At 73.9% G+C, this 21,079-nt stretch carries 18 protein-coding genes and 1 pseudogene; 6 read left to right on the top strand and 13 right to left on the bottom strand.

The window, feature by feature from the left end; translation table 11 throughout:
* The first annotated feature begins 152 nt into the window (after window positions 1-152).
* On the top strand, window positions 153-725 hold the full coding sequence (locus tag ABT160_RS42540) for an NADPH-dependent FMN reductase (RefSeq protein ID WP_351654484.1): 573 nt from the start codon (window positions 153-155) through the stop codon (window positions 723-725).
* Between the two features lie 41 nt (window positions 726-766).
* Here the strand turns inward: ABT160_RS42540 and ABT160_RS42535 are convergent, their stop codons facing one another.
* From ABT160_RS42535 to ABT160_RS42520, 4 genes are all read right to left on the bottom strand, one after another.
* Window positions 767-1,612 (bottom strand): phosphatase PAP2 family protein, encoded by an 846-nt coding sequence (locus tag ABT160_RS42535; RefSeq protein ID WP_351654482.1) that lies wholly within the window; start codon window positions 1,610-1,612, stop codon window positions 767-769.
* Window positions 1,613-1,713: 101 nt separating this feature from the next.
* On the bottom strand, window positions 1,714-2,565 hold the full coding sequence (locus ABT160_RS42530; protein ID WP_351654480.1) for an alpha/beta fold hydrolase: 852 nt from the start codon (window positions 2,563-2,565) through the stop codon (window positions 1,714-1,716).
* A gap of 130 nt (window positions 2,566-2,695) precedes the next feature.
* Complete coding sequence (locus ABT160_RS42525; protein WP_351654478.1) at window positions 2,696-3,811, bottom strand: NAD(P)-dependent alcohol dehydrogenase; 1,116 nt, start codon at window positions 3,809-3,811, stop codon at window positions 2,696-2,698.
* A gap of 168 nt (window positions 3,812-3,979) precedes the next feature.
* The gene (locus ABT160_RS42520) at window positions 3,980-5,500 is read right to left on the bottom strand and encodes a GMC family oxidoreductase (protein WP_351654476.1); all 1,521 of its coding nucleotides are present in this window, start codon (window positions 5,498-5,500) and stop codon (window positions 3,980-3,982) included.
* Window positions 5,501-5,710: 210 nt separating this feature from the next.
* Here ABT160_RS42520 and ABT160_RS42515 point away from each other — a divergent pair, with 210 nt between their 5' ends.
* The gene (locus ABT160_RS42515) at window positions 5,711-9,127 is read left to right on the top strand and encodes an ATP-binding protein (protein WP_351654474.1); all 3,417 of its coding nucleotides are present in this window, start codon (window positions 5,711-5,713) and stop codon (window positions 9,125-9,127) included.
* A 43-nt stretch (window positions 9,128-9,170) separates the two neighbouring features.
* Here the strand turns inward: ABT160_RS42515 and ABT160_RS42510 are convergent, their stop codons facing one another.
* From ABT160_RS42510 to ABT160_RS42495, 4 genes are all read right to left on the bottom strand, one after another.
* A complete protein-coding gene (locus ABT160_RS42510; protein ID WP_351654472.1) occupies window positions 9,171-9,983 on the bottom strand; it encodes an ABC transporter ATP-binding protein in 813 nt (270 codons plus the stop codon).
* A gap of 145 nt (window positions 9,984-10,128) precedes the next feature.
* Entirely contained in the window at window positions 10,129-10,590 is a 462-nt protein-coding gene (locus ABT160_RS42505) for a pyridoxamine 5'-phosphate oxidase family protein (RefSeq protein WP_351654470.1), read from the bottom strand.
* 106 nt (window positions 10,591-10,696) lie between these two features.
* A complete protein-coding gene (locus tag ABT160_RS42500) occupies window positions 10,697-11,227 on the bottom strand; it encodes a GNAT family N-acetyltransferase (protein WP_351654468.1) in 531 nt (176 codons plus the stop codon).
* Between the two features lie 181 nt (window positions 11,228-11,408).
* Entirely contained in the window at window positions 11,409-11,891 is a 483-nt protein-coding gene (locus tag ABT160_RS42495) for a DedA family protein (protein ID WP_351654467.1), read from the bottom strand.
* Between the two features lie 453 nt (window positions 11,892-12,344).
* On the opposite strand from ABT160_RS42495, the gene ABT160_RS42490 reads away from it, so the two are divergent.
* The 4 genes from ABT160_RS42490 to ABT160_RS42475 all read left to right on the top strand — a co-directional run bounded on the left by ABT160_RS42490 (window position 12,345) and on the right by ABT160_RS42475 (window position 16,487).
* Entirely contained in the window at window positions 12,345-13,301 is a 957-nt protein-coding gene (locus ABT160_RS42490; protein WP_351654465.1) for an ABC transporter ATP-binding protein, read from the top strand.
* Window positions 13,298-14,287: an ABC transporter permease gene (locus tag ABT160_RS42485; RefSeq protein ID WP_351654463.1), complete on the top strand. Its 990-nt coding sequence runs from the start codon at window positions 13,298-13,300 to the stop codon at window positions 14,285-14,287. The genes ABT160_RS42490 and ABT160_RS42485 overlap by 4 nt, the downstream gene beginning before the upstream one ends.
* A gap of 91 nt (window positions 14,288-14,378) precedes the next feature.
* On the top strand, window positions 14,379-14,816 hold the full coding sequence (locus tag ABT160_RS42480; RefSeq protein WP_351654461.1) for a GntR family transcriptional regulator: 438 nt from the start codon (window positions 14,379-14,381) through the stop codon (window positions 14,814-14,816).
* 345 nt (window positions 14,817-15,161) lie between these two features.
* A complete protein-coding gene (locus tag ABT160_RS42475; protein WP_351654459.1) occupies window positions 15,162-16,487 on the top strand; it encodes a peptide MFS transporter in 1,326 nt (441 codons plus the stop codon).
* A gap of 27 nt (window positions 16,488-16,514) precedes the next feature.
* On the opposite strand, the gene ABT160_RS42470 is transcribed toward ABT160_RS42475, so the two are convergent.
* From ABT160_RS42470 to manB, 5 genes and pseudogenes are all read right to left on the bottom strand, one after another.
* Window positions 16,515-17,453, bottom strand: a complete 939-nt coding sequence (locus ABT160_RS42470) for a DUF4436 family protein (protein ID WP_351654457.1) — start codon at window positions 17,451-17,453, stop codon at window positions 16,515-16,517.
* Between the two features lie 264 nt (window positions 17,454-17,717).
* Window positions 17,718-18,854: an ABC transporter substrate-binding protein gene (locus tag ABT160_RS42465; RefSeq protein ID WP_351654455.1), complete on the bottom strand. Its 1,137-nt coding sequence runs from the start codon at window positions 18,852-18,854 to the stop codon at window positions 17,718-17,720.
* Between the two features lie 57 nt (window positions 18,855-18,911).
* Window positions 18,912-19,805, bottom strand: a complete 894-nt coding sequence (locus ABT160_RS42460) for an ABC transporter permease (protein WP_351654453.1) — start codon at window positions 19,803-19,805, stop codon at window positions 18,912-18,914.
* Window positions 19,802-20,593: an ABC transporter ATP-binding protein gene (locus tag ABT160_RS42455; protein WP_351654451.1), complete on the bottom strand. Its 792-nt coding sequence runs from the start codon at window positions 20,591-20,593 to the stop codon at window positions 19,802-19,804. The genes ABT160_RS42460 and ABT160_RS42455 overlap by 4 nt, the downstream gene beginning before the upstream one ends.
* 99 nt (window positions 20,594-20,692) lie before the next feature.
* A pseudogene (gene manB / locus ABT160_RS42450) lies at window positions 20,693-21,079 on the bottom strand (phosphomannomutase/phosphoglucomutase); the annotation flags it as partial.

The following is a 21,079-nucleotide window of genomic DNA, read 5'->3' as shown; positions in this document are numbered from 1 at the left end:
TCGCGTTTGGTGTGGGTTTTTTTTGTTGTTGTTGTTGTGGGGGGGGGGGGCGGGCGGGGGGGGGGGGGCGGGGCGCCCCCCCCCCCCCCCCCCCCGGGGGGGCCCCCCCCCCCCCCCCACGCCCCTCCCGATCGAACCGGAGCCAACTCCCCATGTCCGACCTGCGTTTCCTCGCCCTCTCCGGCAGCCTGCGCGCCGGCTCGCACAACACCGGCCTGCTGCACGCACTCAAGGCCCAGGCGCCGACCGGCGTCACCGTCGACGTCCACCAAGGCATCGGCGCCCTGCCGCACTTCGACCAGGACCTCGAAGCGCACCCGCCCGCCGCCGTGGTGGAGCTGCGCGAGCGCGTACGGGAGGCCGACGGGCTGCTCATCGCGACGCCCGAGTACAACTCCGCGATCCCCGGCGTCCTGGTCAACGCCCTGGACTGGCTGTCCCGCCCGCCGGGCGACTCCGTCCTGCGCGCCAAGCCCACGGCCATCCTGGGCGCCTCGCCCTCCCAGTTCGGCACCGCGCGCGGCCAGTTGGTGCTCCGTCAGATCCTGCACCGCGTCCAGGCGCCGGTGGTGGCCCACCCCGAGGTCACGCTCTTCCAGTCCCACCGGCGCTTCGACGCCGAAGGGGCCTTCCTGGGCGACGACTTCACCGAGGGCCTGCTGCGCGAGCTGCTCGACGAGCTGGTCCACCTGACGCACCGGACACACGCCCACGCACTCCGCTAGCGGCCCGGAGCCCGCCACACCACGGCCCGTCCGGACCCGCGTCATCGCGCGCTCCGGGCGGGCCGCCGCCGTTCCGGCACCGCGGCGGCGCCCTCGGACGCCGGGCGGGTGGCGACCCACCACACCAGGACGGCACAGACGAAGGCCGCCGCGGAGAACACCAGAGGGCGCGCCACCGCGTCCGTCCTGGAGGCGGCCACCAGAGCGCCGACCGCGCTCAGGACGAGCGGCAGCGTGGCGCGCCGCCGGGGCGCGTCGGGGGCGGGACCGGTGCCGATGAGGTGGCGCGCGGCGGCGTAGCACGCGCAGGCCAGCAGGACGGCGCCGAGCACGTCGCTGGGCCGGTGCCAGTACAGGGCCTGGACCGCACCCGCGGCGACCGCCACCCACAGGGCGCCGAGGGCCGCCACACCGCCGCGCAGCCGCGGGGAGGCGACCGCGACGAAGCCCAGGGCGAGCGCCGCGGTGATCGCCACGTGGCCGCTGGGGAAGCTGGCCTCCGTCAGGTTGTCGTCCGCCCCGACGAGGTCGGGACGTACGAACACGAACCGCTTGAGGGCCTCCGTCCCACCGGTGGTCACCACCAGCGTCGCCACGGCCGTGCAGCCCGCGCGCCAGCATCGCCGGACCGCGGTGACGACGGCGATCAGCGCCAGGCCCGCGGCGACGGCCGCCTCCTCGTGCGTCAGCGGCGGCAGCCCCCAGGGGCCGGTCAGCGGCAGGGCGCGCGCCTGGTCGGCGTACCCCCGGATCAGGGCGTTCTCCGCCCACTGGCCCGGGGGCGTCCACACGGTGACCAGGTGGAGTGCGGCGAACGCGAGGAGGAGCCCGCTCACGAGGGCGGGTGCGGACGTGGTGCGGGGGAGGGGCGTGCCCTGGGCAGGCATGGTGCGGTTCCGTTTCGTGCGGCCGTCGTGGTCGGTCTGGTGCGGGAGGGGTGGAGCGGCCGGCCGGTGGCGGCCGGCCGCTCCGTCGGGGTCGTCCCGGGTCAGCGGGTGGCCCGGTCGGCCTGCTCGATCAGGCGGGTCACGGCCCCGGGGTGGCTGACCATGACGGCGTGCGAGCCGCGCACCTCGGTGATGCGGGCACCGGCGCGCCGCGCCATGAAGCGCTCCAGGGCCGGGCCGATGGCCTGGTCCTGGGTGGCGACCAGGGCCCAGGACGGCAGCGTCTTCCAGGCCGTGCGCCGGGTCGGCTGCCCGAACGCCTCGACAGCGATGGGCCGTTGGGAGGCCGCCATCACGGCCGCGTCGGACACGGGCACGTCGGCCGCGAAGGCCGCGCGGAAGCGCTCCGGGTCGAGGAACACGTCCGTCCCGGTGGTCGCGTCCGGCCGGGTGTAGCTGATCGTGCGCTGCGGCAGCGGCGGTACGGTCGGGTCCGGGTGCCCCTCGATCAGGGCGCCGAGGGACTCGCCCCGGTCGGGCACGAACGCGGCGATGTAGACGAGTGCCTTGACGTCGGGCACCTCGGCGGCGGCGTTGGTGATGACGGCGCCGCCGTACGAGTGGCCGACCACGATCTTCGGGCCCTTGACGCTCTTGAGGACCCCGGCGACGTACGCGGCGTCGTAGTCGAGCCCACGCAGCGGGTTGGCCACCGCGACCACGGGATAGCCCTCGTGGCGCAGCCGGGCCGTGGTCGCGTTCCAACCGGAGGCGTCGGCGAACGCGCCGTGCACGAGGACGACGGTGGGCCGGTCGCGGTGGGAGGCGGCGTCGCCCGTGTCCGGCGCGGCCGCGGCGGTGGGGGAGAGGGCGCACGCGGCCAGCGCGGAAGCGGCGGCCGTCGCGCCGACGGTGCGGACGGCGCGCAGGCGTGAGTGCTTGGACGAGGACATGCGGGTTGCTCCAGGGATGGTGGGTGGTTGTTCGGTGGTGGGTCGGGAAGTCGCCTCCGCACGCGTCGCGTTGGGCGCGCGGGCCGGGCGGGACTCTCGCAACACGCCTCAGCGGTCGGCGTGCGCGGGCTCAGGCGCCGTGGGTCAGGACGGCCTTGACCGTGGCGCCCGAGGCGACGTCGGCGAGGGCGCGGTCGATGTCGGCCAGCGGGTAGTTCGTGACCAGGCGCTCCAGCGGGAACCTGCCCCGGCGGTGGAGGTCGAGCAGGCGCGGTATCAGTACTCCGGGGGCCTGATGGCCCATCACGGAGCCGGTCACGGTACGCCCCTTGAGGAGTTCGAAGGCGTTGGCCCGCAGGTCGGCGTCCAGGGCCGCGACGCCGAGCACGGCAGCGGAGCCGAGCGGGGCGAGGACCGAGACGGCCGCGTCCATCACGGAGACGACTCCGGTGGACTCCACGCTGTGGTCCACGCCGCGTCCCCCGGTGAGGTCGAGGACGGCCGCGGCGGCGTCGGTGGCGGAGGCGTCGACGAGGTCGGTGGCGCCCAGCTCCGCGGCCAGGGCGAGGCGTCCGGGGTTGCGGTCGACGGCGATGACGCGGGTCGCGCCCGCGGCGACGGAAGCCATCAGGGCCGCGAGCCCGACCGCGCCCAGGCCGAACACCGCCACGCTGCTCCCCGCCCGCACCCGCAGGGAGTTGAGGACGGCCCCGGCCCCGGTGATGAGACCGCAGCCGAGCGGGGCGAGCAGCGGCAGGGGCAGGGCGTCGTCGGTGACCTTGACCAGGCCGCGGGCGTGCGCGAGGCCGTGGGAGGCGAAGGAGGACTGGCCGAAGAAGTGGTCGTGCACGGGATGTCCTGCCGCGTCCCGCAGGCCGACCGTGCCGTCGGCCCGGCGCGCGTGGAAGTTCAGCGGGATGTGGTGGTCGCAGTAGGCGGGCTGTCCGGCCAGGCAGTTGGGGCAGGTGCCGCACGAGTCCAGGCTCAGCACGACCCGGTCCCCGGGCGCGAAGCCGGTGACCGCGGAGCCGACGGCCTCGACGGTGCCGGCCCCCTCGTGCCCGAGGACCACCGGGTGCGGGGTGGGCAGGCGGCCCGCGGCGGCCTCCAGGTCGGTGTGGCACAGACCGGCGGCCGCGTAGCGGACCAGGACCTCGTCCGGGCGTGGATCGTCCAGTTCCAGTTCTTCGAGCAGGAAGCCCTCGCCCGGGGCGCGGGAGACGGCGGCGGTGACGGTGGTGGGCATGGCGGTGCGGTCGCTTTCTGGGGGAGGGGCGAGGGCTATGCGTACGAAGAGAGAGGTGGGGGTGGAGCGTACGAAGGGTGTGATGGGGGTGGTGCGTACGAGGGCGGGGCGCCGTGGGCGCGTCGGCGGGACGCGCCCACGGCGGGGTCCGCCGATGCGGCCGGCTGCCTAGCCGATCCGCCCCAGGACGAGGTCGGCCGCCCGCTCGCCGATCATCACCGTGGGCGCGTTGGTGTTGCCGCTGGGCTCGTGCGGCATGACCGAGGCGTCGGCGACGCGCAGGTTCCGCACCCCGTACACGCGCAGTTCGGGGTCGACCACGGCCAGCGCGTCCAGGCCCATGCGGGCCGTGCCGACCTGGTGGTGACCGGAGACCACGGTGGCGCGCACGTGGTCCCGCAGCTGCCGGCGCGTCGCGGTGCCGGGACCGGGCAGCACCTCGCCCTCGTTCCACTCCTTGAGCGCGTCCTGACCGGCGATGTCGCGCAGCGCCTCCAGGTTGTCCACCAGGGTCTCCAGGTCGCGCGGGTCCGAGAACACCTTCGGGTCCAGGACCAGCGGGGCCGTCGGGTCCGCCGAGCGCAGCCGGACCTCGCCGCGGCTGTACGGGTGCAGCAGCTGGCCGACCGCGGAGAAGCCGTGCTCGGGCAGCTCGGCGCCCGGCACCGGGTACGGGAACGACATGAACAGCGGCTGGACGTCCGGCGCCACCAGGCCAGGACGGGTCATCGCGAAGTAGTGCGCCTCCAGGCCCTGCGCGGCCCAGGGGGCCAGCGGTCGCGCGGACTTCCACACCAGGGGCGCCGACCAGTGGTCCTGGAGGTTCCGCCCCACCCCCGGCAGGTCGGCGCGCACCCGCAGCCCGAGGCCGCGCAGCTGTGCGGCCGGTCCGACGCCGGACAGCATCAGCAGCTGGGGCGTGCCGAACACGCCCGCCGAGAGCACCACGTCGTGCGCCGCCCGGGCGACCTGCTCCTGGCCGTCGACCACGTAGGCGATGCCGGCCGCGCGGTCGCCGTCGAAGACGATCCGGGTCACCAGCGCGCCGGTGACCACGGTCAGGAGCGGGTTCTCCCGCACGGCACTGCCGTACGCGACCCAGGTGGACTGCCTGCGGCGGTCCTTGATGGTGTGCTGGGTGAGGCTCACGCCGTACTGGTCACCGCTGTTGTAGTCCTCGTTGAGCGGCAGCCCGTACTGTGCGGCCGCCTCCACCCAGGCGCTGACCAGGGCGTCGGGACCGGGGTTGCGCTGGACGTGCAGGGGCCCGCCGACACCGCGCCCGCCCGCCGCGCCGCCGTCGAAGTCCTCCAGCCGCCGGAAGTACGGTTCGACGTCCTGCCAGCCCCAGCCCGCGGCGCCCTGGTAGGCCCAGGAGTCGTAGTCGGCCGCCGCGCCCCTCACGTAGATCATCCCGTTGAGGGAGCTGGAACCGCCCAGCGTCCTGCCGCGCGGCCAGGGCAGGCGGCGGCCGTCCGCACCGGTCTGCGGTTCGGTCTGGTAGGCCCAGTCCCACGCGCTGTTCCACAGCTGCACCGACGCGGTCGGGTCGTGGATCGCCTCGTTGTCGTCGGCGGGTCCCGCTTCGAGCAGCAGGACGCTGCGTCCGGCGTCGACCAGCCGCCGGGCGACGACGGCGCCCGCGGACCCCGCGCCGACGACGATGTGGTCGTACTCGATGTGTGCCATGTGGTGCTCCCCGGATGTCGTGCGTGGTGTGCGGCGGTCCCGCTTCCGCCGCCGACCGGCGGCGGAAGCGGGACGCCGGACGGGAGACTGGCCGATCTCGCTCAACGTTCGTGCAAGGGGCGGTAAACGCACAGGTCGTATCATGTTCAAATATGGGGATTACGGTCTTGACCAGGCCGGATGGGGGAACGACGAGTGAGGGCTGACACTTTGGCCGACGAGCTACGCTTCACGCTGCTCAACGGGGTGACCGCCCACCTGGGCGAACGGACCCTCGCCCTGGGCCCTCCGCAGCGCCGCGCGGTGCTGTGCGCGCTCGCCCTGAGGCCCCGCCAGTGGGTCCCCAGGACCAGCCTGTTGGACGCCCTCTACGAGGAAGACGCGCCGGTACGCGCCACCAAGGTGGTCCAGACCCACGTCTCCGCCCTGCGCCGCGCCCTGGAACCGCACCGGGCCGCCGGGGCACCGTCCGGCGTGCTGGTCTCCGGCCACGGCGGCTACCAGTTGCGCGTCGCGGACGGGCAACTCGACGTGGGCCGCTTCGAGATGCTCGTCGCGGAGGCCCAACGCGCCCGGTGGGAAAGCCGGTGGGGCGACGCCGAGGACCGCTACGCCCGCGCCCTGAACCTGTTCGGCGGCGAACCACTGGCCGGAGTGCCCGGCCCGTACGCCGAGCGCCGCCGCGTCGCACTCACCGAACGGCGCCTGGTGGTCCTGGAGGACAGCCTGGAGACCGCCGTCGAGAGCGGGCAGCCCGGGCGGGCGGTCGAACGGCTCCGGCTGGCCGCTGCCGAACACCCGCTGCGCGAGCGCCTGCACGCGCTCCTGATGCGGGCGCTGTACGCCGGAGGCAGGCAGGCCGAGGCGCTCCAGGCGTACGGACACGCCCGGGACCTCCTCGTGGACCGGCTCGGCGTCGAGCCCGGCGCCGAACTACGGTCCCTGCACGCGCTCGTCCTCTCGGGCGGCGAACTGCCGCGCACCCGGACCACGGCACGCGGCGGCGCGCAGGGGACGCCGCGTGGCGAGCGGCCGGACGCGGCACCCGCAGTGTCGCCGTTGCGGCAGCAGCCAGCCGTCGCGAGCCCGGCCGTTGGGGCCTTCGGCGGCGGCGCGGGACCGGTGTGCGTGGGGCGCGAGGGCGAACTCGCCCTGATCGCCGGGCTCGTCGACCGCGTCGCCACCGGCGGCGGACTCGTCGTCGTCGAAGGCGGCGCGGGCGCCGGCAAGACCCGGCTGCTGCGCGAGGCGGCCTCGCGGACGCCCGGAGCGCGCTGGCTCCCGCTGGCCGAGCAGGGGCCCGGCCCCGCGCTGCTGCCCGCCCTGCGCGCCGCCCTCGGGCGGCCCCCGCGGGACACCGCCCAGGACGCCGCCGACGCGCGCGGGGCCGCGGACCAGGCGATCCGGCTGCTGGACGCGGCCGAAGGCCCCCTGGTCCTGTTCGCCGACGACGCGCACGAGAGCGACCCCGTCACCCGGGAGGCCATCGCCCACCTGGCCCGCGCGACCCTGCGGCGGCCGGTGCTGCTGGTCCTCGCCACCTCGCCGGCGCCCCTCACGGGTGCGGACACCCTCTGGCACGCGGCTCTGGAGGCGGAGGCCGTCCTCACCCTCCCGCTCGGCCCGCTCGACGCGTCCGCCGTCGCCGAACTGGTGCGCCGGCGCACCCAGTCCACCGGCCCCGGCCACCCCGACGGCGGCGCACCGCTCACCCCCCTGTCCCTGACGGTCCGCCAGATCACCAGCGGGCTGCCGGTCCTGGTCGACGCGCTGATCGCCGACCTCGACCCCCGGCGCCACCAGGACGGCCTCCCACCGGACTTCGCGCCCGACCGCTTCGCCCGTGCCGTCTCCCGCCTGCTGCACCGGAACGACCCCGCCTGCATGCTCCTGGTGAAGGCCCTGGCCGTCCTCGCCCCGCACGATCCCGACGCGGAGACCCTCGCCGCGGTCTGCGGGCAACCCCTCAGCGCCACCTACCAGTCGTGCGCGCTGCTGGTACGCCGAGGGGTCTTCGCCTCGGCCGAGCCGCCCCGGCTGCACCACCCCGTCGTCGCCACCGCGATCCTGCGCTCCTGCACGCCGGAGTTCAGGGCCCGGATCAACGTGGCCGCCGCGCGACAGGCCCAGCTGGCGGGGAGGTCCGCGCGGTACACGGCCGACCACCTGCTCGACCTGTCCGGTCCGCAGTGGTCGACCTGGGCGACGACCCTGGTCGACGCGGCCGACGACTCCTTGCGCGAGGGCGCCGGCGCACAGGCCCTCCGCTACCTGGAGACCGCCGCGCGGATCACCACCGGCTCCGAGCGCGCCGCCGTGCTCCTGCACCTGGGCCAGGCGGAGCTCCAGACCAACCCCAGCGCCGCGCGGCTCCACCTCCAGGAGGCGCTGCACATCCAGCGGGACCGCGCGGAGACGCCGACGGCCGTGGTGCCACTGGCCTGGGTCATGGTCTCGCAGGGCCGGCCCGAGGCCGCGACCCAGCTGATGGACGCCGTCATCGCCGAGACCGAATCCGTCGACCCGGCGGGCGCGCTCGCGCTGCGCGGCGCGGGCTGGATGATCACGTCGCTGACCCCCGAGCCCTGGCACGCGCTGATGCGCGAGCTGCGCGCGCTACCGCCCGAACGGATCGCCGCCGACCCGGTGGCGACGGCGCTGCTCGTCTACGACGACGCGGCACGGGTCCGGATCACCGCTAAGGAGGCCCTGGAACGGTTCCCCACCGCGCGCACCGTCGCCGAGTGCTCCGAACTGCCCCGCCAGCTCGGCGGCCTGCTGGCGCTGGTCGCGATGTGGTGCGACCGGATCAGCCTGGTCGAGGACCTGTGCGACCGGCCCAGCGACCAGGAGTTCGCGGCCGTGGACCTGTACCGCGTGATGCTGCGCGCGGAGATGGCCCTGCGCCGCGGCGACCACAGGCGGGTCCTCGACGAGTGCCGCCTCCTCGCCGGCGTACCCCTGGACCAGCAGGTGCGCCGCCCCGTCGCGCTCGTGGCCCTCTACGCCCGCGCCCTCGTCGGCCTCGGCCGCCTCGACGAGGCACAGCGGTGGCTCGACAGCGTCACCCACTACGCCGACCCGGAGTCATGGCCCTGGACCGTCGTCCTCTACGTGCGCGGCATGCTCTGCTCCGCGCAGGGGGACCCCGAGCGCGCGGCGGCGTACTTCCTGGAGAGCGGCCGCAGGATCGCGGTGTTCGGCCTGGTCACGCCCGGGTACCAGACGTGGCGCTGCTCGGCGGCCCTGGAACTGGCCCGGGTCGGCCGCCACGAGGAGGCCCACGCCCTGGCGGAGGAGGCCCTCGACGTGGCCGTGCGCTGGGGCGCGCCGCGCTTCGTCGGCCTCGCCTGGCGCGCCCTGGCCGCCGCGGCCCCGCCGCACCAGCGCATCCCGCTGCTGCAGAAGGCGCTGGTGTTCCTGGAGCGGGGCGAGTCACCGATCGACGTGGCGACCGCGCTGGCCGACCTGGCGGACGAGTGGACGGCCGCAGGCGACCCGGACCGCGCCCGGCCGCTCCTGCACCGCGCACGCGAGACGGCCGAGTCGCTGCACGCGGTGCTGCTCCTGGAGCGCCTCGACCGGATCGCCGAGCGGACACCGCGTCAGGCCGCACTGGTGGAGTAGCGGGCGACACCGCCGGGCGCGGTACGAACACCCTCGCCGGGGATCACCCGGTCGGCACCCGCCGGGGCGCCGCCTGCACCGTCCACCGGCCGTCCACGTGGTGGACCAGCAGACGCCTGCCGAAGCACTCACTCAGCCGCTCCCCGGTGAGCACCTCAGCGGGAACGCCCTGCGCCATGATCAGGCCCTCGCGCACCAGCAGGGCGTGCGTGGTGGTCGCCGCCACCTCCTCCAAGTGGTGGGTGACCGTCACCGTGGTGAGGTCGGGGTGCGTACGCGCCAGGTCTTCGAGCGCCTCGATGAGGTCCTCGCGGCCCGGCAGATCGAGCCCGGCGAACGGCTCGTCCAGGAGCAGCAGTTCGGGATCGGCCATCAGGGCGCGGGCCACCCGGACGCGGGCGCGCTCGCCCTGGGAACAGACCCGGATCGAACGCCCGATGAGGTGCCGGCACCCCATGGTCTCCAGCAACGCCCGCGACTTGTCACGCAGTTCGTCGGTGTACTCGCGCCACATCGGCTGCACGGTGCCGGAGTACCCGGTCAGGACGACGGTCTCGCAGGTGGCGCCCTCCTCGTCGAGCACCCGCTGAGCGGTCGTCACCAGGCCGATACGGCGGCGCAGTTCGCGCAGGTCGACGGTGCCGAGCCGGTGGCCGAGGACGCTGACCTCGCCGAGGCTGGGGTGCCGGGTGCACGCGAGCAGCGACATCAGGGTGCTCTTGCCCGCGCCGTTGCGGCCGAGGACGACCCAGTGCTCGCCGGAGCCGACCTCCCAGCTGGCGTCGGACAGCAGGAACCGGCCGTCCACCTTGACGGCCGCGGATCGCAGCTCGGCCGCGAGGGCGCGGGGTGGCACGGGCGTGGCGTCAGCATCAGTAGATGACGTGGCATCCGTACATGACGTGGTGGAAGTGGTGTCTGCCATCGTCCAGTTCTACGCGGGACGGCCGGACGCGGATCCGGCCGTTCCACGGAGTGGACAGTGCGGTCCGGCCCGGCGGCTACTCCACCCAGGCGCCGTCACGCATGATGACCCGCCCGCCCAACTCCGGTACTCCGCGCCAGGCCCGCACCACCTTCGGCGTGATCCGGAGGTACGTGTAGGACCCGTCCTCGCCGCGCGGGTCCCAGCCGAACTTCTCGGCGAAACCCTCCGCCGCGTCCGCCGGAACCTCCCGGTCCGGGAAGCACCGCGCGGTCCCCTGGAGCAGTACGACGTCGGCGGTGTCGGGCAGCGACAGGCGCACCCGAGGGTCCTCGCGCGCGTTCCGTACGGTCGCCGACGTCGAACTCGTACACACCCAGACGGCTTCACCGTCCCAGGCGAACCACAACGGCACCTGATGGGGGCCGTGTTCGGGGTGGGCCGTGGCCACCCAGACGTCGCGCTCCGTGGTGAGCCGGTCCAGGGTCTCGCGCCTGCGTTCGGCCAGCGGGCGGGCGGCGGTCGTTCGGTTCTGCATGCCGTCGACGCTAGTCGGCAAGATCGGGAAGCACATGGGGCCATCGGCCCATGTCGGCCTACGTCGCCCGACCGAGGCCCACCGGGTCAGGTCCGGGCACTCCGGGTCAGGCCCTCAGCAGGCCGCCCACCCACCAGTCGTGCGGCCGGCCGTCGTTGGTGATGCTGCGGTTGCGCAACGTCCCTTCCACCGTGAAGCCGAGCCTCTCGGCGACGGCGCGCGAGCCGGTGTTGCCCACCATGGCCCACCACTCGATGCGGTGGACGTCCAGGGTGTCCCAGCCCCATGCGCACAGGGCCCGGGCGGCCTCCACGGTGTAGCCGCGCCCGCGCTGCTCCTTGACCGTCCAGTAGCCCAGCTCCCAGACGCCACGGCTCATCAGGGTCAGGCAGCACGTGCCGACCAGGGCGCCGGTGTCCTTGCGGAACGCGCCGAGGGTGTAGTCCTTGTCCTCGGCCCACTGGGCGGGCAGCTTCTCGCCGACGAGTTGCTCCGCGTCCGCCCGCCGGTAGGGCACCGGTACCGGGGTGTAGAACTGGATGTCCTCGTCCTGGCAGGCTTCGTACACCGCGTCCACGTCGCAGGGCGCGAGCGCCCGCAGCACCAGACGGTCGGTTTCGAGGGTCACTGGTTCCATCGCGGCAGTATGGGCACCACCGGCGAGTGACGGCCAGCGAATATCCCGCTCCCCACGGCGTACGGAACACAAGCCACCGGTCACGAGCCGGCGATCACGAACCACGGGCACGAGCCACCGGTCACGAACTGCGGGACGCGAAACGCGGGACGCGAAGCGCGGGTACGGCGAAAGCCCCCGCCTATGACTCCTCTGCCGCCACGCCCGCCGTGGACCGCGCCGCCCGCCGCCTGCGGTACACGACGAGGCCGCACACCGCGAGGAGGAGCACGGCCACGGCCGACACCCCGAGCGCCGTCTGCTCGGCGAAGAGCCTTCCCAGCACCTTCAGCACGCCCAGCCCCGCGGTCGCGTAGACCAGCGCCCAGGCCGCCCCGCCCAGGAACAGCGCCGGGAGGTAGCGCGGCAGCGGCATGCGCATGCTGCCCGCCAGGAAGTTCGCGGCCGTCTGGAAGCCGACGGTCAGGAAGGAGACCGCCACCACCGGCGCGCCCCAGCGCTGGATCGCGCGCTCGGCGCGCTGGAACTTGGCCGAGGAGATCCGCTCGGAGAACCTGCTGCGCCGGGCGCCGGCGCCGGCGAGCCATCCGACGGCGAAGGTCCCTCCGGCGCGGAGCAGGACGATGACGTACAGGGTCCCGGCGGTGATCGCGATCTTATCCACGGTGCACCGCTCCGAGCGCCGATCCGGAATCCGGAGCGCCCCCGGGGCGTCCCGCACCAGCGGGCGCGCGACGGGTACGAGCCCGGTCGCCGTCTCTCACCTGCACTGTGTCCCTGCCCGTTCCGTCCATTGGATTCCCACCTGCGGCATCGGAACTCAACCTGGACGCCCGCACGCAATGCAAGGCAAGCCTAACCGAACGCGCATACGGGGTACAGGGCCCCGGGCCGCCGGAGTAACGGCAGGTCGGGGCGGTGAGAGCGTGCCCGCGAACAGGGTAGGCCCCCGGGAGCACCACAGGACATCCCGGCCCGGATCCGGACCCGCACCCGTGCGGGAGCCGCCCCGCCGAAGGGCCCCGCCCCGTCCTGACATCCCGGGACCGCGCTTGACAGCCCTCTCCGGACAACTCCATGATTCCACTAATGAACTAGTGGAATCGAGGGGGAGCGCGTGGCCGACACGAGCGAAGCGGACGGTGCGCACGGCGCCGACGGCACCACCTGGGCGCTCGAAGCGCGCGGCCTGGGCAAGCGCTACCGGCGCGGCTGGGCGCTGCGCGACTGCTCCGTACGGATCCCCGCCGGGCGCATCTGCGGACTCGTCGGGCCGAACGGCGCGGGCAAGAGCACGCTCCTCGGACTGGCGACCCGTCAGGTGACGCCGACGCAAGGGGAGTTGCGGGTCTTCGGTGCACCCGTCGAAGACCCCGCCGTCATGCCCAGGTTCGCCTTCCTCGGTCAGGACAAGCCGCTCTTCAAGCGGTTCACCGTCGCCGACACCCTGCGGATGGGCGCCGAGCTCAACCCCGGCTGGGACGCGGCGGAGGCCGAGCGGATCGTCCGCTCCGGCAACGTGCCGCTCGACGCCAGGATCGGCACCCTCTCCGGCGGCCAGCGCACCCGGGTGGCGTTCGCCCTCGCCTTCGGCAAGCGCCCCGACCTGCTGCTGCTCGACGAGCCCATGAACGACCTCGACCCGGTGGCCCGCGAGGAGATGAGCGGGCTGCTCATGGCCGAGGCCGCCGAACGCGGCACCACCGTGGTGATGTCCTCCCACGTGCTTGCCGAGCTCCAGGACATGTGCGACTACCTGCTGGTCCTCGCCGAGGGACGGATCCGGATGGCGGGGGACGCCGAGGAACTGGTGGCGGCCCACTCCCTGGTGACCGGCGTGGCGCGCGACGGCTCCCCGCCGCCCGCGCTCGACCACCACACGGTCGTCGAGACCCGCCTCCAGGGACGGCAGTTCCAGTCGATGATCAGGCCCTCGGGTCCGCTGCCCGCCGACTGGGAGGTGGTGGAGCCCTCCCTCGAAGAGGTCCTCCTCGCCCACCTGCGCGCACCGGACGCGCCGTCCCTGTACACCGACGCCGCCCGCGCCGAAGCCGAAGGAGCGCACGCCGCATGAGCGCCCCCACCCTGCCCGGAACCCGCGGCGCGGCGAGTGGACCGCCGGTCCGGCGCAGCCTGTTGCGCGGACTCGGCTGGCTGGTCGTCCGCCAGCATCGCACCGCCGTCCTCTGCGTGCTCGGCCTGACGCTGCTGTGCGGCGCCTGGATCGTGTACGAGCGCCACGAGATGCTCCAGGCCCTCGCCTCGTACCGGCCCGGCAGGGAGGGCAGTGCGTACAGCCTCCAGGACAGCCCCCGCTTCGGCTACCTCTCGGCGCTCCTGAACGGCCTCCCCTTCCTGCTCGCCCTCTTCGTCGGCGCCCCGCTCATCGCGGCCGACCAGGAGAACGGCACCGCGCGGCTGGTCACCACGCAGTCCGTGACCCGCCGCCAGTGGCTCGCCGCCAAGCTGGCCCTGGCCTTCGGACTCGCGCTGGTCCCCGGCGTGCTGCTCTCAGCCCTGTTCACCTGGTGGTGGAGGCCGTACCGCTCCTACTTCCCGAGCAAGTGGGCCGAGGCGCCTGTCTTCGACATCACGGGGCCGGTGATGCCCGCCCTGCTGCTCTTCTTCACCGTCGCGGGCATCACCATCGGCGTCCTGGTCCGGCGCGTGCTTCCCGCCATGGTCGTCACCTTCGTCACGGCCGCCGTCACCCTGGCCGCATGGAACGTGCTGCACCTGCGCACCCGTCTCGCCCCGACGCGCACGGCCACGTACCCGCTGGAGGGCGAACTCCCCGCACGCCTCGCGGAGTCGTACGAGCTCGACCGCTGGGTCGGCAGCGCGGACGGACAGCTGTACGGCTGGGGCTCCTGCGCCGAGGCCACGGAACAGGCGCAGAACGCCTGCATCAAGGAGAAGGGCATCGTCGACAACGTCGTCGAGTACCTCGACTTCGGCCAGCTGGGCGCCATGCAGTGGACCGCGGCCGGTCTGCTGCTCGCGGCGACCGCGCTGCTCACCGTGTTCGTCCTCGGATGGGTGTCGCGCCGCCCCTTGTAGGAGTCCGGGCAGGCCGGACGCATAGAGTCGCGCGCACAGAGTGCCGCCGGCGGCCGAGGGCCGTCGCCGATCCAGCGGAGGGTGAAGTCGGGTGGTCGTGTTCCGCATCGACCGGCGCAGCGGTGTGGCGACGTACCTCCAGATCGCCCGCCAGGTCGAGCAGGCGCTGCGCATGGGCGCGCTGGAGGAGGGCGACCGGCTGCCCACGGCCGCACAGGTCGCCGCCGAGACCAAGGTCAACCCGAACACCACGCTGAAGGCCTACCGCGAGCTGGAGCGGCAGGGCCTGGTCGAGGTCCGGCAGGGGGCCGGCACCTTCATCACCCGCTCCCTGGCCCAGCCCCAGACCGGCCCGGACTCGCCGCTGCGCGCGGCACTGGCGGAGTGGCTGGACCGGGCCCGGGCCGACGGGCTCACCGGACAGGACGTGACGGCCCTGTTCCGCGCGGCGTTCGAGGCCGCCTACCCGGCGGCCGACCCGGGCCCCGCGTTCCCGCCCCCCGCCGACGAGGTCCACGGGCCCGCCTGACCGGGTTCTTCGGGCGCTCGACCGGTCCTTCGGGTGTGTGACCGGGTCCTTCGGCGGTGGCGGCGAGACCTTGGTAGGGCGGCACTCCCGCCTTTCGGCCGGTACGCGTGGCCCCGGGTGCCGTGTTTCCTGTAAGGAGCCATTTCTGCATCCACCGATTACGAGGGTCCGCGAGCGCAGTCCAGCTCCGCACCCCGTACGTCCCGAACAGCTGGAGCGCCACCATGTCGACGTCCGTCGAGTCCCGGGCGGAGGTGATCGTGGAGAACCGTGCCCCCAAGGGGCTGCTGCCGCTCTGTCTGAGCGAGGCGGCGGAACGGTTCTCCTTAGCGGTCCTTCTACGGAATGCGCGCGGTCCTGGCACTCTTCCTCGTCGACAGCGCCCATGGGCTCGGCATGTCGAAGACCACCGCCGTCGGCCTCGTCGGGGCGTACCTGTCGGCCTGCTACCTCACGGCCATGCCCGGCGGCTGGATCGCCGACCGCCTGACCGGCGCCCGTAAGGCCGCCCTCATCGGCGGCGTCGCGATCCTGGCCGGTCACGTCACGCTCGCCTTCGAGGCCGGTGCGGCCACGGTGTACGCGGCCCTGGTCCTGATCGCGATCGGCACCGGCCTGCAGAAGCCGAACATGACGGCCATGGTGGGCAAGCTGTACGCGGACCACTCCGACCAGGAGCGGGACGCGGCCTACAGCCGCTTCTACGCCAGCGTCAACGCCGGCGGCCTGGCCGCCACCCTGCTGGTCGGCTGGCTCGGACTGCGCTTCGGGTGGAACGTGGCGTTCGGCGCCGCGGTCGTCGCCATCGCCTTCAGCCTGGTCGTGTTCCGGTTCTCCGGCAGCCTGCGCGGCGCCGCAGACCGGCCCGGCCGCCCGCTGCCCCGCGCCGAGGCTCGTACGCTCGCCGTCCGCGTGCTCTGGAGCGTCCTCGCCGTCCTGGTCGTCGGCGCCGTCGCCCGGGCGACCGGGGCGCTGACCCTGCCGCACGTCCTCACCGCGTTCGCGGTCCTGACCGTCGTCGTACCCGCCGTCTGCATCGGCAGGCTGCTGCGCCGCAAGGACCTCGACGAGCGGGGCCGCAAGGGCATCCGTGCCTACGCGGGGCTGTTCGCGGCGGCCGTGGCCTTCTTCTGCATCCTCGACCTGGCCGGCTCCAGCGTGCAGCTGTTCGCCGCCGACCACGTCGACATGATGGGCCTCCCGGTCACCTGGCAGGCGGCCCTGAACCCGGTCATGACGATCGCCTTCGCCGGCGTCCTGGCCGCCGTGTGGCGCAAGGTGAAGGTGTCCGCGCCCGCCAAGTTCTCCGCCGGACTCGTCCTCGGCGGCGCGTCGTTCCTCCTGCTCGCCCTCGCCGCCACCCAGGCCACCGGCGGCGTGCACATCTCGCTGCTCTGGCTGGTGGGCCTGTACGTGCTGCTCAGCACCGGCGAACTCTTCCTCGCGCCCACCGGACTGTCGATCAGCCACAAACTGGCCCCGGCCGGTACGGGCTCGCAGCTCGCCGGAGTGTTCTTCCTGGCCGTCGCGGCGGGCGACGCCATCGGCAGCCAGGTGGCCACCCATCTGACCGGAGCCGCGCTCTACCTGGCCCTGGGCGGCTTCGCCGTCGTCGCCGGGCTGGCGATGTGCGCGGCCACACCGCGGCTGCGGGTGCTGACCAGCGCGTGAGCGGAACTCCGACGGCCCGCCCCGGCCTCAGGGCGCGGGGGCGGCCGGGGGAGCGGGCCGGGTCTCGGCGTGGGCGCCGTAGGCGGTGGTGGCGACCAGCGCGCCCGCGATGATGAGTTCGGCCCAGAAGAACGCGGCGTAGTCGGGCAGCGCGCCGATGGGCGGTGTCCCGGGGGCCGCGTTGCGCAGGCCGACGAGGGCGAACAGGCTGGCCGCCATCCAGCCCATCGCGGGCCAGACCAGGCCGCGGCGCTGGCTGACCACGACCCAGGTGGCGGTGAGCACGCTGAGGGCGATCGCCCACATCGCGGCCATCATGAAGCACGCGAAGAGGATCGTCCCCCGGGAGCGGGTGACGGTCTCGGTGAGGTACACCGCGCCGTGCTCCCTGGTCACCTTGGCCTTGTGGAGCCGGTAGAACGGGTCGGTGCTGGTCACTTCGACGAGCGTGGGCGCGGGGCCGGTCCCCACCACGGCGAGGAAGCTCAGGTCGGCCTGGTAGCGGTCGAAGGGGTAGTCGGCGATGGTCCCGCCGGACAGCGGGATGGACACCTCCCGGGCGACCGGGGCCTGGTGGGCGGGGAAGGTGAGCTCGCGCTGGGTGTCGGAGGCCGTGGCCACCGTCACCTTCTCGACGGGGAAGTCGGAGCCGTCCTCGGCGTAGCGTCCCTTCGGCTCCAGCCCGACGCGCAGCGTCAGGTACTGCCCCGCGGGGTCGATCCGCTCGACGCTCACGTACAGCTCGATCCGGTCCGCCGGACGGGCGTCGCCCGCGACCACCGCGCCCTGCTGGTCCTGGCGCTGCGCGTGGTACGCCCAGACGCCGCTGCCGCACAGGACGCCCAGGACCGCGAGGAGCACCGCCCACCGGGCGAAGGACCGGCGTCGTGAACGCCCGTCGTCACCGTTCGATCCGGGGCCGGGAGCCTGTTCCGGGGCCGGCTCCTGCTCCGGAGGCGTACTCATGCGGAACCGGCCGCGCGGGCGGCGGGAAGCGGTCGGTGAGATCGCGGCATCGGTCGGGTCGTCCCCTCGGGTGCGTCATCCGGCAGGAGGACCAGTCAACGTCCGAGGGGGCGCCGCGAACGGCCGCCTTGCCGGAGGCCGCGGGCCGTCGCCCGGCCTGTCATCCGGTCGGACCATCCGGTCAGACCGTCGGGTCGGACCGTCGGGTCGGACCATCCGGTCGGACCGTCGGGTCGGGCCAGAGGACGCCCGCGCGAGGTCGCCTCACGTCCTGTGCCCGACCGCCTCCGCGTAGAACGACCGGTCGACGACCTTCGCCTCCGGGACCGGGGTCCCCTTCGACACCCCCGCCTCCTCGTAGGCCTGCTGCAACCGGTCGGTGGAGCCCTTGCGCAGCTCCCAGTCCATCCGCAGGGACGGCGTGGCCCTCAGGGTGGACGCGTCGGTCTTGAGTAGCCCGGCCAGCTCGTCCACGAACGCCGGATCGGCCTTGTAGTCCCCGGCGAAGTACGTGTTGACCGTACGGACGTACGCCCGCAGGAACGCGACGCCCGCGTCCGGGTCCTTCGCCAGCAGGTTCGGCCCGAACAGCGCGCCGCCCAGCGGCTCACCGCCCGGCTGGCCGCCGAGGAACGCGTAGGCCGGGTCGCCGTCGACCTTGCGCCAGACCGGGTCGAGCAGCCAGGCCGAGTCGACGCCGCCGTTCCGCAGGGCGGTGAGGACATCGGCGGCGCCGAGCTGGCGGAAGTCGATCCGGTCGAGGCCGCCGCCGTGCCGGGCCAGGGTCCGGCTCATCGGGTACGCGATCACGGACCCCTTGCCGATCATCGTGCCGAGCCTACGGCCCGCCATCGCGACGCGGTCCGCGCTCTCGCCCTTCTTCAGGCGCACCCACAGGCCGCTCTTGGACTTCGGGTCGGGCGAGAAGTTCCCCGCCACCCACCTGATGTCGAACCCGGCCGTGATGCCGTTCATCACCGCCGCCTCGGGCGCCGCCCACTGCACGTCGACGTCGCCCTTGGCGAGCAGCGGCAGGGCGTCCGGCGTCGGCAGCACCTTCAGCTCGACGTCCAGGCCCTCTTTGGCGAACTCACCCTTAGAGAGGCCCACTTGGAGGGGCGCCACGTACTCGGCGCTGAGCGTCCCGGTCGCCACGACCAGCTTGCGCCGCTTCTCCAGCGGACGGGGAGCGGGCGCGCCCTTGGCGCAGCGTGCGGGCGCGCGGTCGGCGCCCAGGTCGGCCGGATCGGTCCAGCTGCCCGCGCCGCAGCCCGCGACGGGCGTGACGGCGCGTGGCGCGGACGGGCCCGCGGGCGTCGCGTCGTCCTTCTTCGCGCAGCCCGCCGAGGTGAGGAGCGCGCCCGCGAGCAGCAGGGCGGGCCAGGTCTTACGGATGTGCATGGTGCCTCCGTACGTACACGGTGAGCGGGGAGGGGCGGGAGAGTCGGGAGGGGGCGGTCAGGACTGGCCGCGGCCGCGGTCGCGTGGCGCCCAGGGGGTGAGCAACCGCCCCAGGAGACGCACCAGTTCGGAGAAGACGACGCCGAGCACGGCGACGCAGACGATGCCGACGAACATCACGTCGTTCTGGAACAGCGCCCGGGCGTCGAAGATCAGGTGCCCGAGGCCGTCGTTCGCGGCGATGGACTCCGAGGCCACGATCACCAGTACCGCGACCCCCGCCGCGATCCGCGCGCCGACCAGGACCGCGGGCAGCGAGGCGGGCAGCAGGACGTGCCGGAACATCTGCCAGGGGGAGGCGCCGAAGACCCGCCCCGCGTCCCGGTGGCCGGCCGGGACCGCGAGGACGGCGGCCATGGTCGAGATCCACACGAAGAAGAAGACGGTGGCCGCGACCAGTGCGACCTGTGGACCCTCGCCGAGGCCGAACATGTTCAGGAAGACGGGAAGCAGGGCCAGTTTCGGTACGACGTACAGGGCGTCCAGCAAGGGTTCGAGGGCCGCTCGTACCAAGGAGAGGGAACCCATCAGCAGGCCGAGCGCGTAGCCCGCGACCGTGCCGATCAGATAGCCGGCGAGCACCCGCCTGAGGGTGGCCCACACGTCCGGCCACAGGTCGCCGTCGACCGCGCGCCGCCACCCGTCCTCCAGGATCGTCTGGGGTGCGGGATAGACCCGGTCGTCGATCCAGCCCCGCACGGAGGCGAGTTGCCAGAGCAGGACGAGCGCGACCGGGACGGCGATGGCCAGGGAGACCTCGAGGGCGCGCCGTCGGCGGTGGGTGCGGCCCGGGCGCAGCTCCTGCGGACCCGGCGCGCGGACGAGGACGCCGGGCCCGGCGTCCGGGGACTCGGCGGACTTGGCGGCCCTGCCGGACCTGGTGATGCTCATGCCGGTACCGCCTCGGTGCGTACCTCGCCGCGCAGCAGCTCCCACAACTCGCTCTTGAGGGCAGTGAATTCGGGAGCGTCGCGTACGGCGCCGGAGCGCGGCCGCTGAAACGGCGGGCGCCGCTCGGCGATCACCCGGCCGGGGCGGGCGGACATCACGAGCACCCGGTCGCCGAGGACGATCGCCTCTTCGAGGCTGTGCGTGATGAAGAGCGTGGTCGTACGGGTGGTCTGGGTGAGGGCGAGGAGTTCGTCCTGCAGGAGCGTGCGCAACTGCGCGTCGAGCGCGGCGAACGGCTCGTCCATCAGCAGGATCTCGGGCTCCACGGCCAGGGCGCGGGCGATCGCGACGCGCTGGCGCATCCCGCCGGACAGGGCCGCGGGATAGGCGTCGGCGAAGTCGGCGAGGCCCATCCTGGCCAGCCAGTCGCGGGCCCGGGCGTCGGCCTCCTTGCGCGGTACGCGCTGGACGTCGAGCCCGAAGCGGACGTTGGCCAGGACGGTCTTCCAGTCGTAGATCCCGTAGTCCTGGAAGATCATCGCGGCCGGGCGGGGGCTGGCCGTACGGATCTCCAGGGTCCCGGAGGTCGGCCGGAGCAGGCCGGCGGCGATCCGCAGGAGGGTGGACTTGCCGCAGCCCGAGGGGCCGACGACGCAGGTGAACTCGCCGGGGGCGACGTCGAGGTCCAGGGGTCCCAGGGCGTGCACCTGCTTGGGGCCGCGCCCGAAGGCGCGGCCGAGGCCGGTGGCGTGGAGTGCGGGCGGTGGGGTCGGGTGCGGTTCTCCCACGGGAGCTCCTCCCGGAGTGCGTGCGGATCTTCTCGGCCGCACCCGACGATATGACGGGTCGTCAGTTTCGGGAAGAGGGCATGGATCTCCGGTCGGCCCTCAGCCGCCCCGGACGAGGGCCAGGACTTCGTCCCGGAGTTTGGTCATCGTGTGGGTGTCCCGCGCTTCGACGTTCAGGCGTAGCAGTGGTTCGGTGTTGGAGGGGCGCAGGTTGAACCACCAGTCATCGGAGGCGACCGTCAGGCCGTCCAGCTCGTCCAGGGTGGTCCCCGGCTGCTTCTCGTAGGCCGCGCGCACCGCCGCGAGCCGGCCCGACTGGTCGGCGACGGTGGAGTTGACCTCCCCCGAGCCCGCGTACCGGTCGTAGGACTCGACCAGGGCCGACAGCGGGCCGTCCTGGCCACCCAGGGCCGCCAGCACGTGCAGCGCCGCCAGCATCCCCGTATCGGCGTTCCAGAAGTCCGCGAAGTAGTAGTGCGCCGAGTG

Origin of the sequence: Streptomyces sp. NPDC001941 (assembly GCF_040296945.1) — a bacterium.
Lineage (GTDB): Bacteria > Actinomycetota > Actinomycetes > Streptomycetales > Streptomycetaceae > Streptomyces.
The sequence above is the reverse complement of the archived record's forward strand: the minus strand, read 5'-3'. Positions and strand labels throughout refer to the sequence as shown.

Excerpts from the sequence above, each read along its gene's own strand:
- ABT160_RS42500 (WP_351654468.1), bottom strand. The coding sequence starts at position 11,227 with ATGGAACCAGTGACCCTCGAAACCGACCGTCTGGTGCTGCGGGCGCTC.
- ABT160_RS42520 (WP_351654476.1), bottom strand. The coding sequence starts at position 5,500 with ATGGCACACATCGAGTACGACCACATCGTCGTCGGCGCGGGGTCCGCG.
- ABT160_RS42525 (WP_351654478.1), bottom strand. The coding sequence starts at position 3,811 with ATGCCCACCACCGTCACCGCCGCCGTCTCCCGCGCCCCGGGCGAGGGC.
- ABT160_RS42460 (WP_351654453.1), bottom strand. The coding sequence starts at position 19,805 with ATGAGCATCACCAGGTCCGGCAGGGCCGCCAAGTCCGCCGAGTCCCCG.
- ABT160_RS42475 (WP_351654459.1), top strand. The coding sequence starts at position 15,162 with ATGCGCGCGGTCCTGGCACTCTTCCTCGTCGACAGCGCCCATGGGCTC.
- ABT160_RS42485 (WP_351654463.1), top strand. The coding sequence starts at position 13,298 with ATGAGCGCCCCCACCCTGCCCGGAACCCGCGGCGCGGCGAGTGGACCG.
- ABT160_RS42505 (WP_351654470.1), bottom strand. The coding sequence starts at position 10,590 with ATGCAGAACCGAACGACCGCCGCCCGCCCGCTGGCCGAACGCAGGCGC.
- ABT160_RS42535 (WP_351654482.1), bottom strand. The coding sequence starts at position 1,612 with ATGCCTGCCCAGGGCACGCCCCTCCCCCGCACCACGTCCGCACCCGCC.
- ABT160_RS42540 (WP_351654484.1), top strand. The coding sequence starts at position 153 with ATGTCCGACCTGCGTTTCCTCGCCCTCTCCGGCAGCCTGCGCGCCGGC.
- ABT160_RS42465 (WP_351654455.1), bottom strand. The coding sequence starts at position 18,854 with ATGCACATCCGTAAGACCTGGCCCGCCCTGCTGCTCGCGGGCGCGCTC.
- ABT160_RS42470 (WP_351654457.1), bottom strand. The coding sequence starts at position 17,453 with ATGAGTACGCCTCCGGAGCAGGAGCCGGCCCCGGAACAGGCTCCCGGC.
- ABT160_RS42530 (WP_351654480.1), bottom strand. The coding sequence starts at position 2,565 with ATGTCCTCGTCCAAGCACTCACGCCTGCGCGCCGTCCGCACCGTCGGC.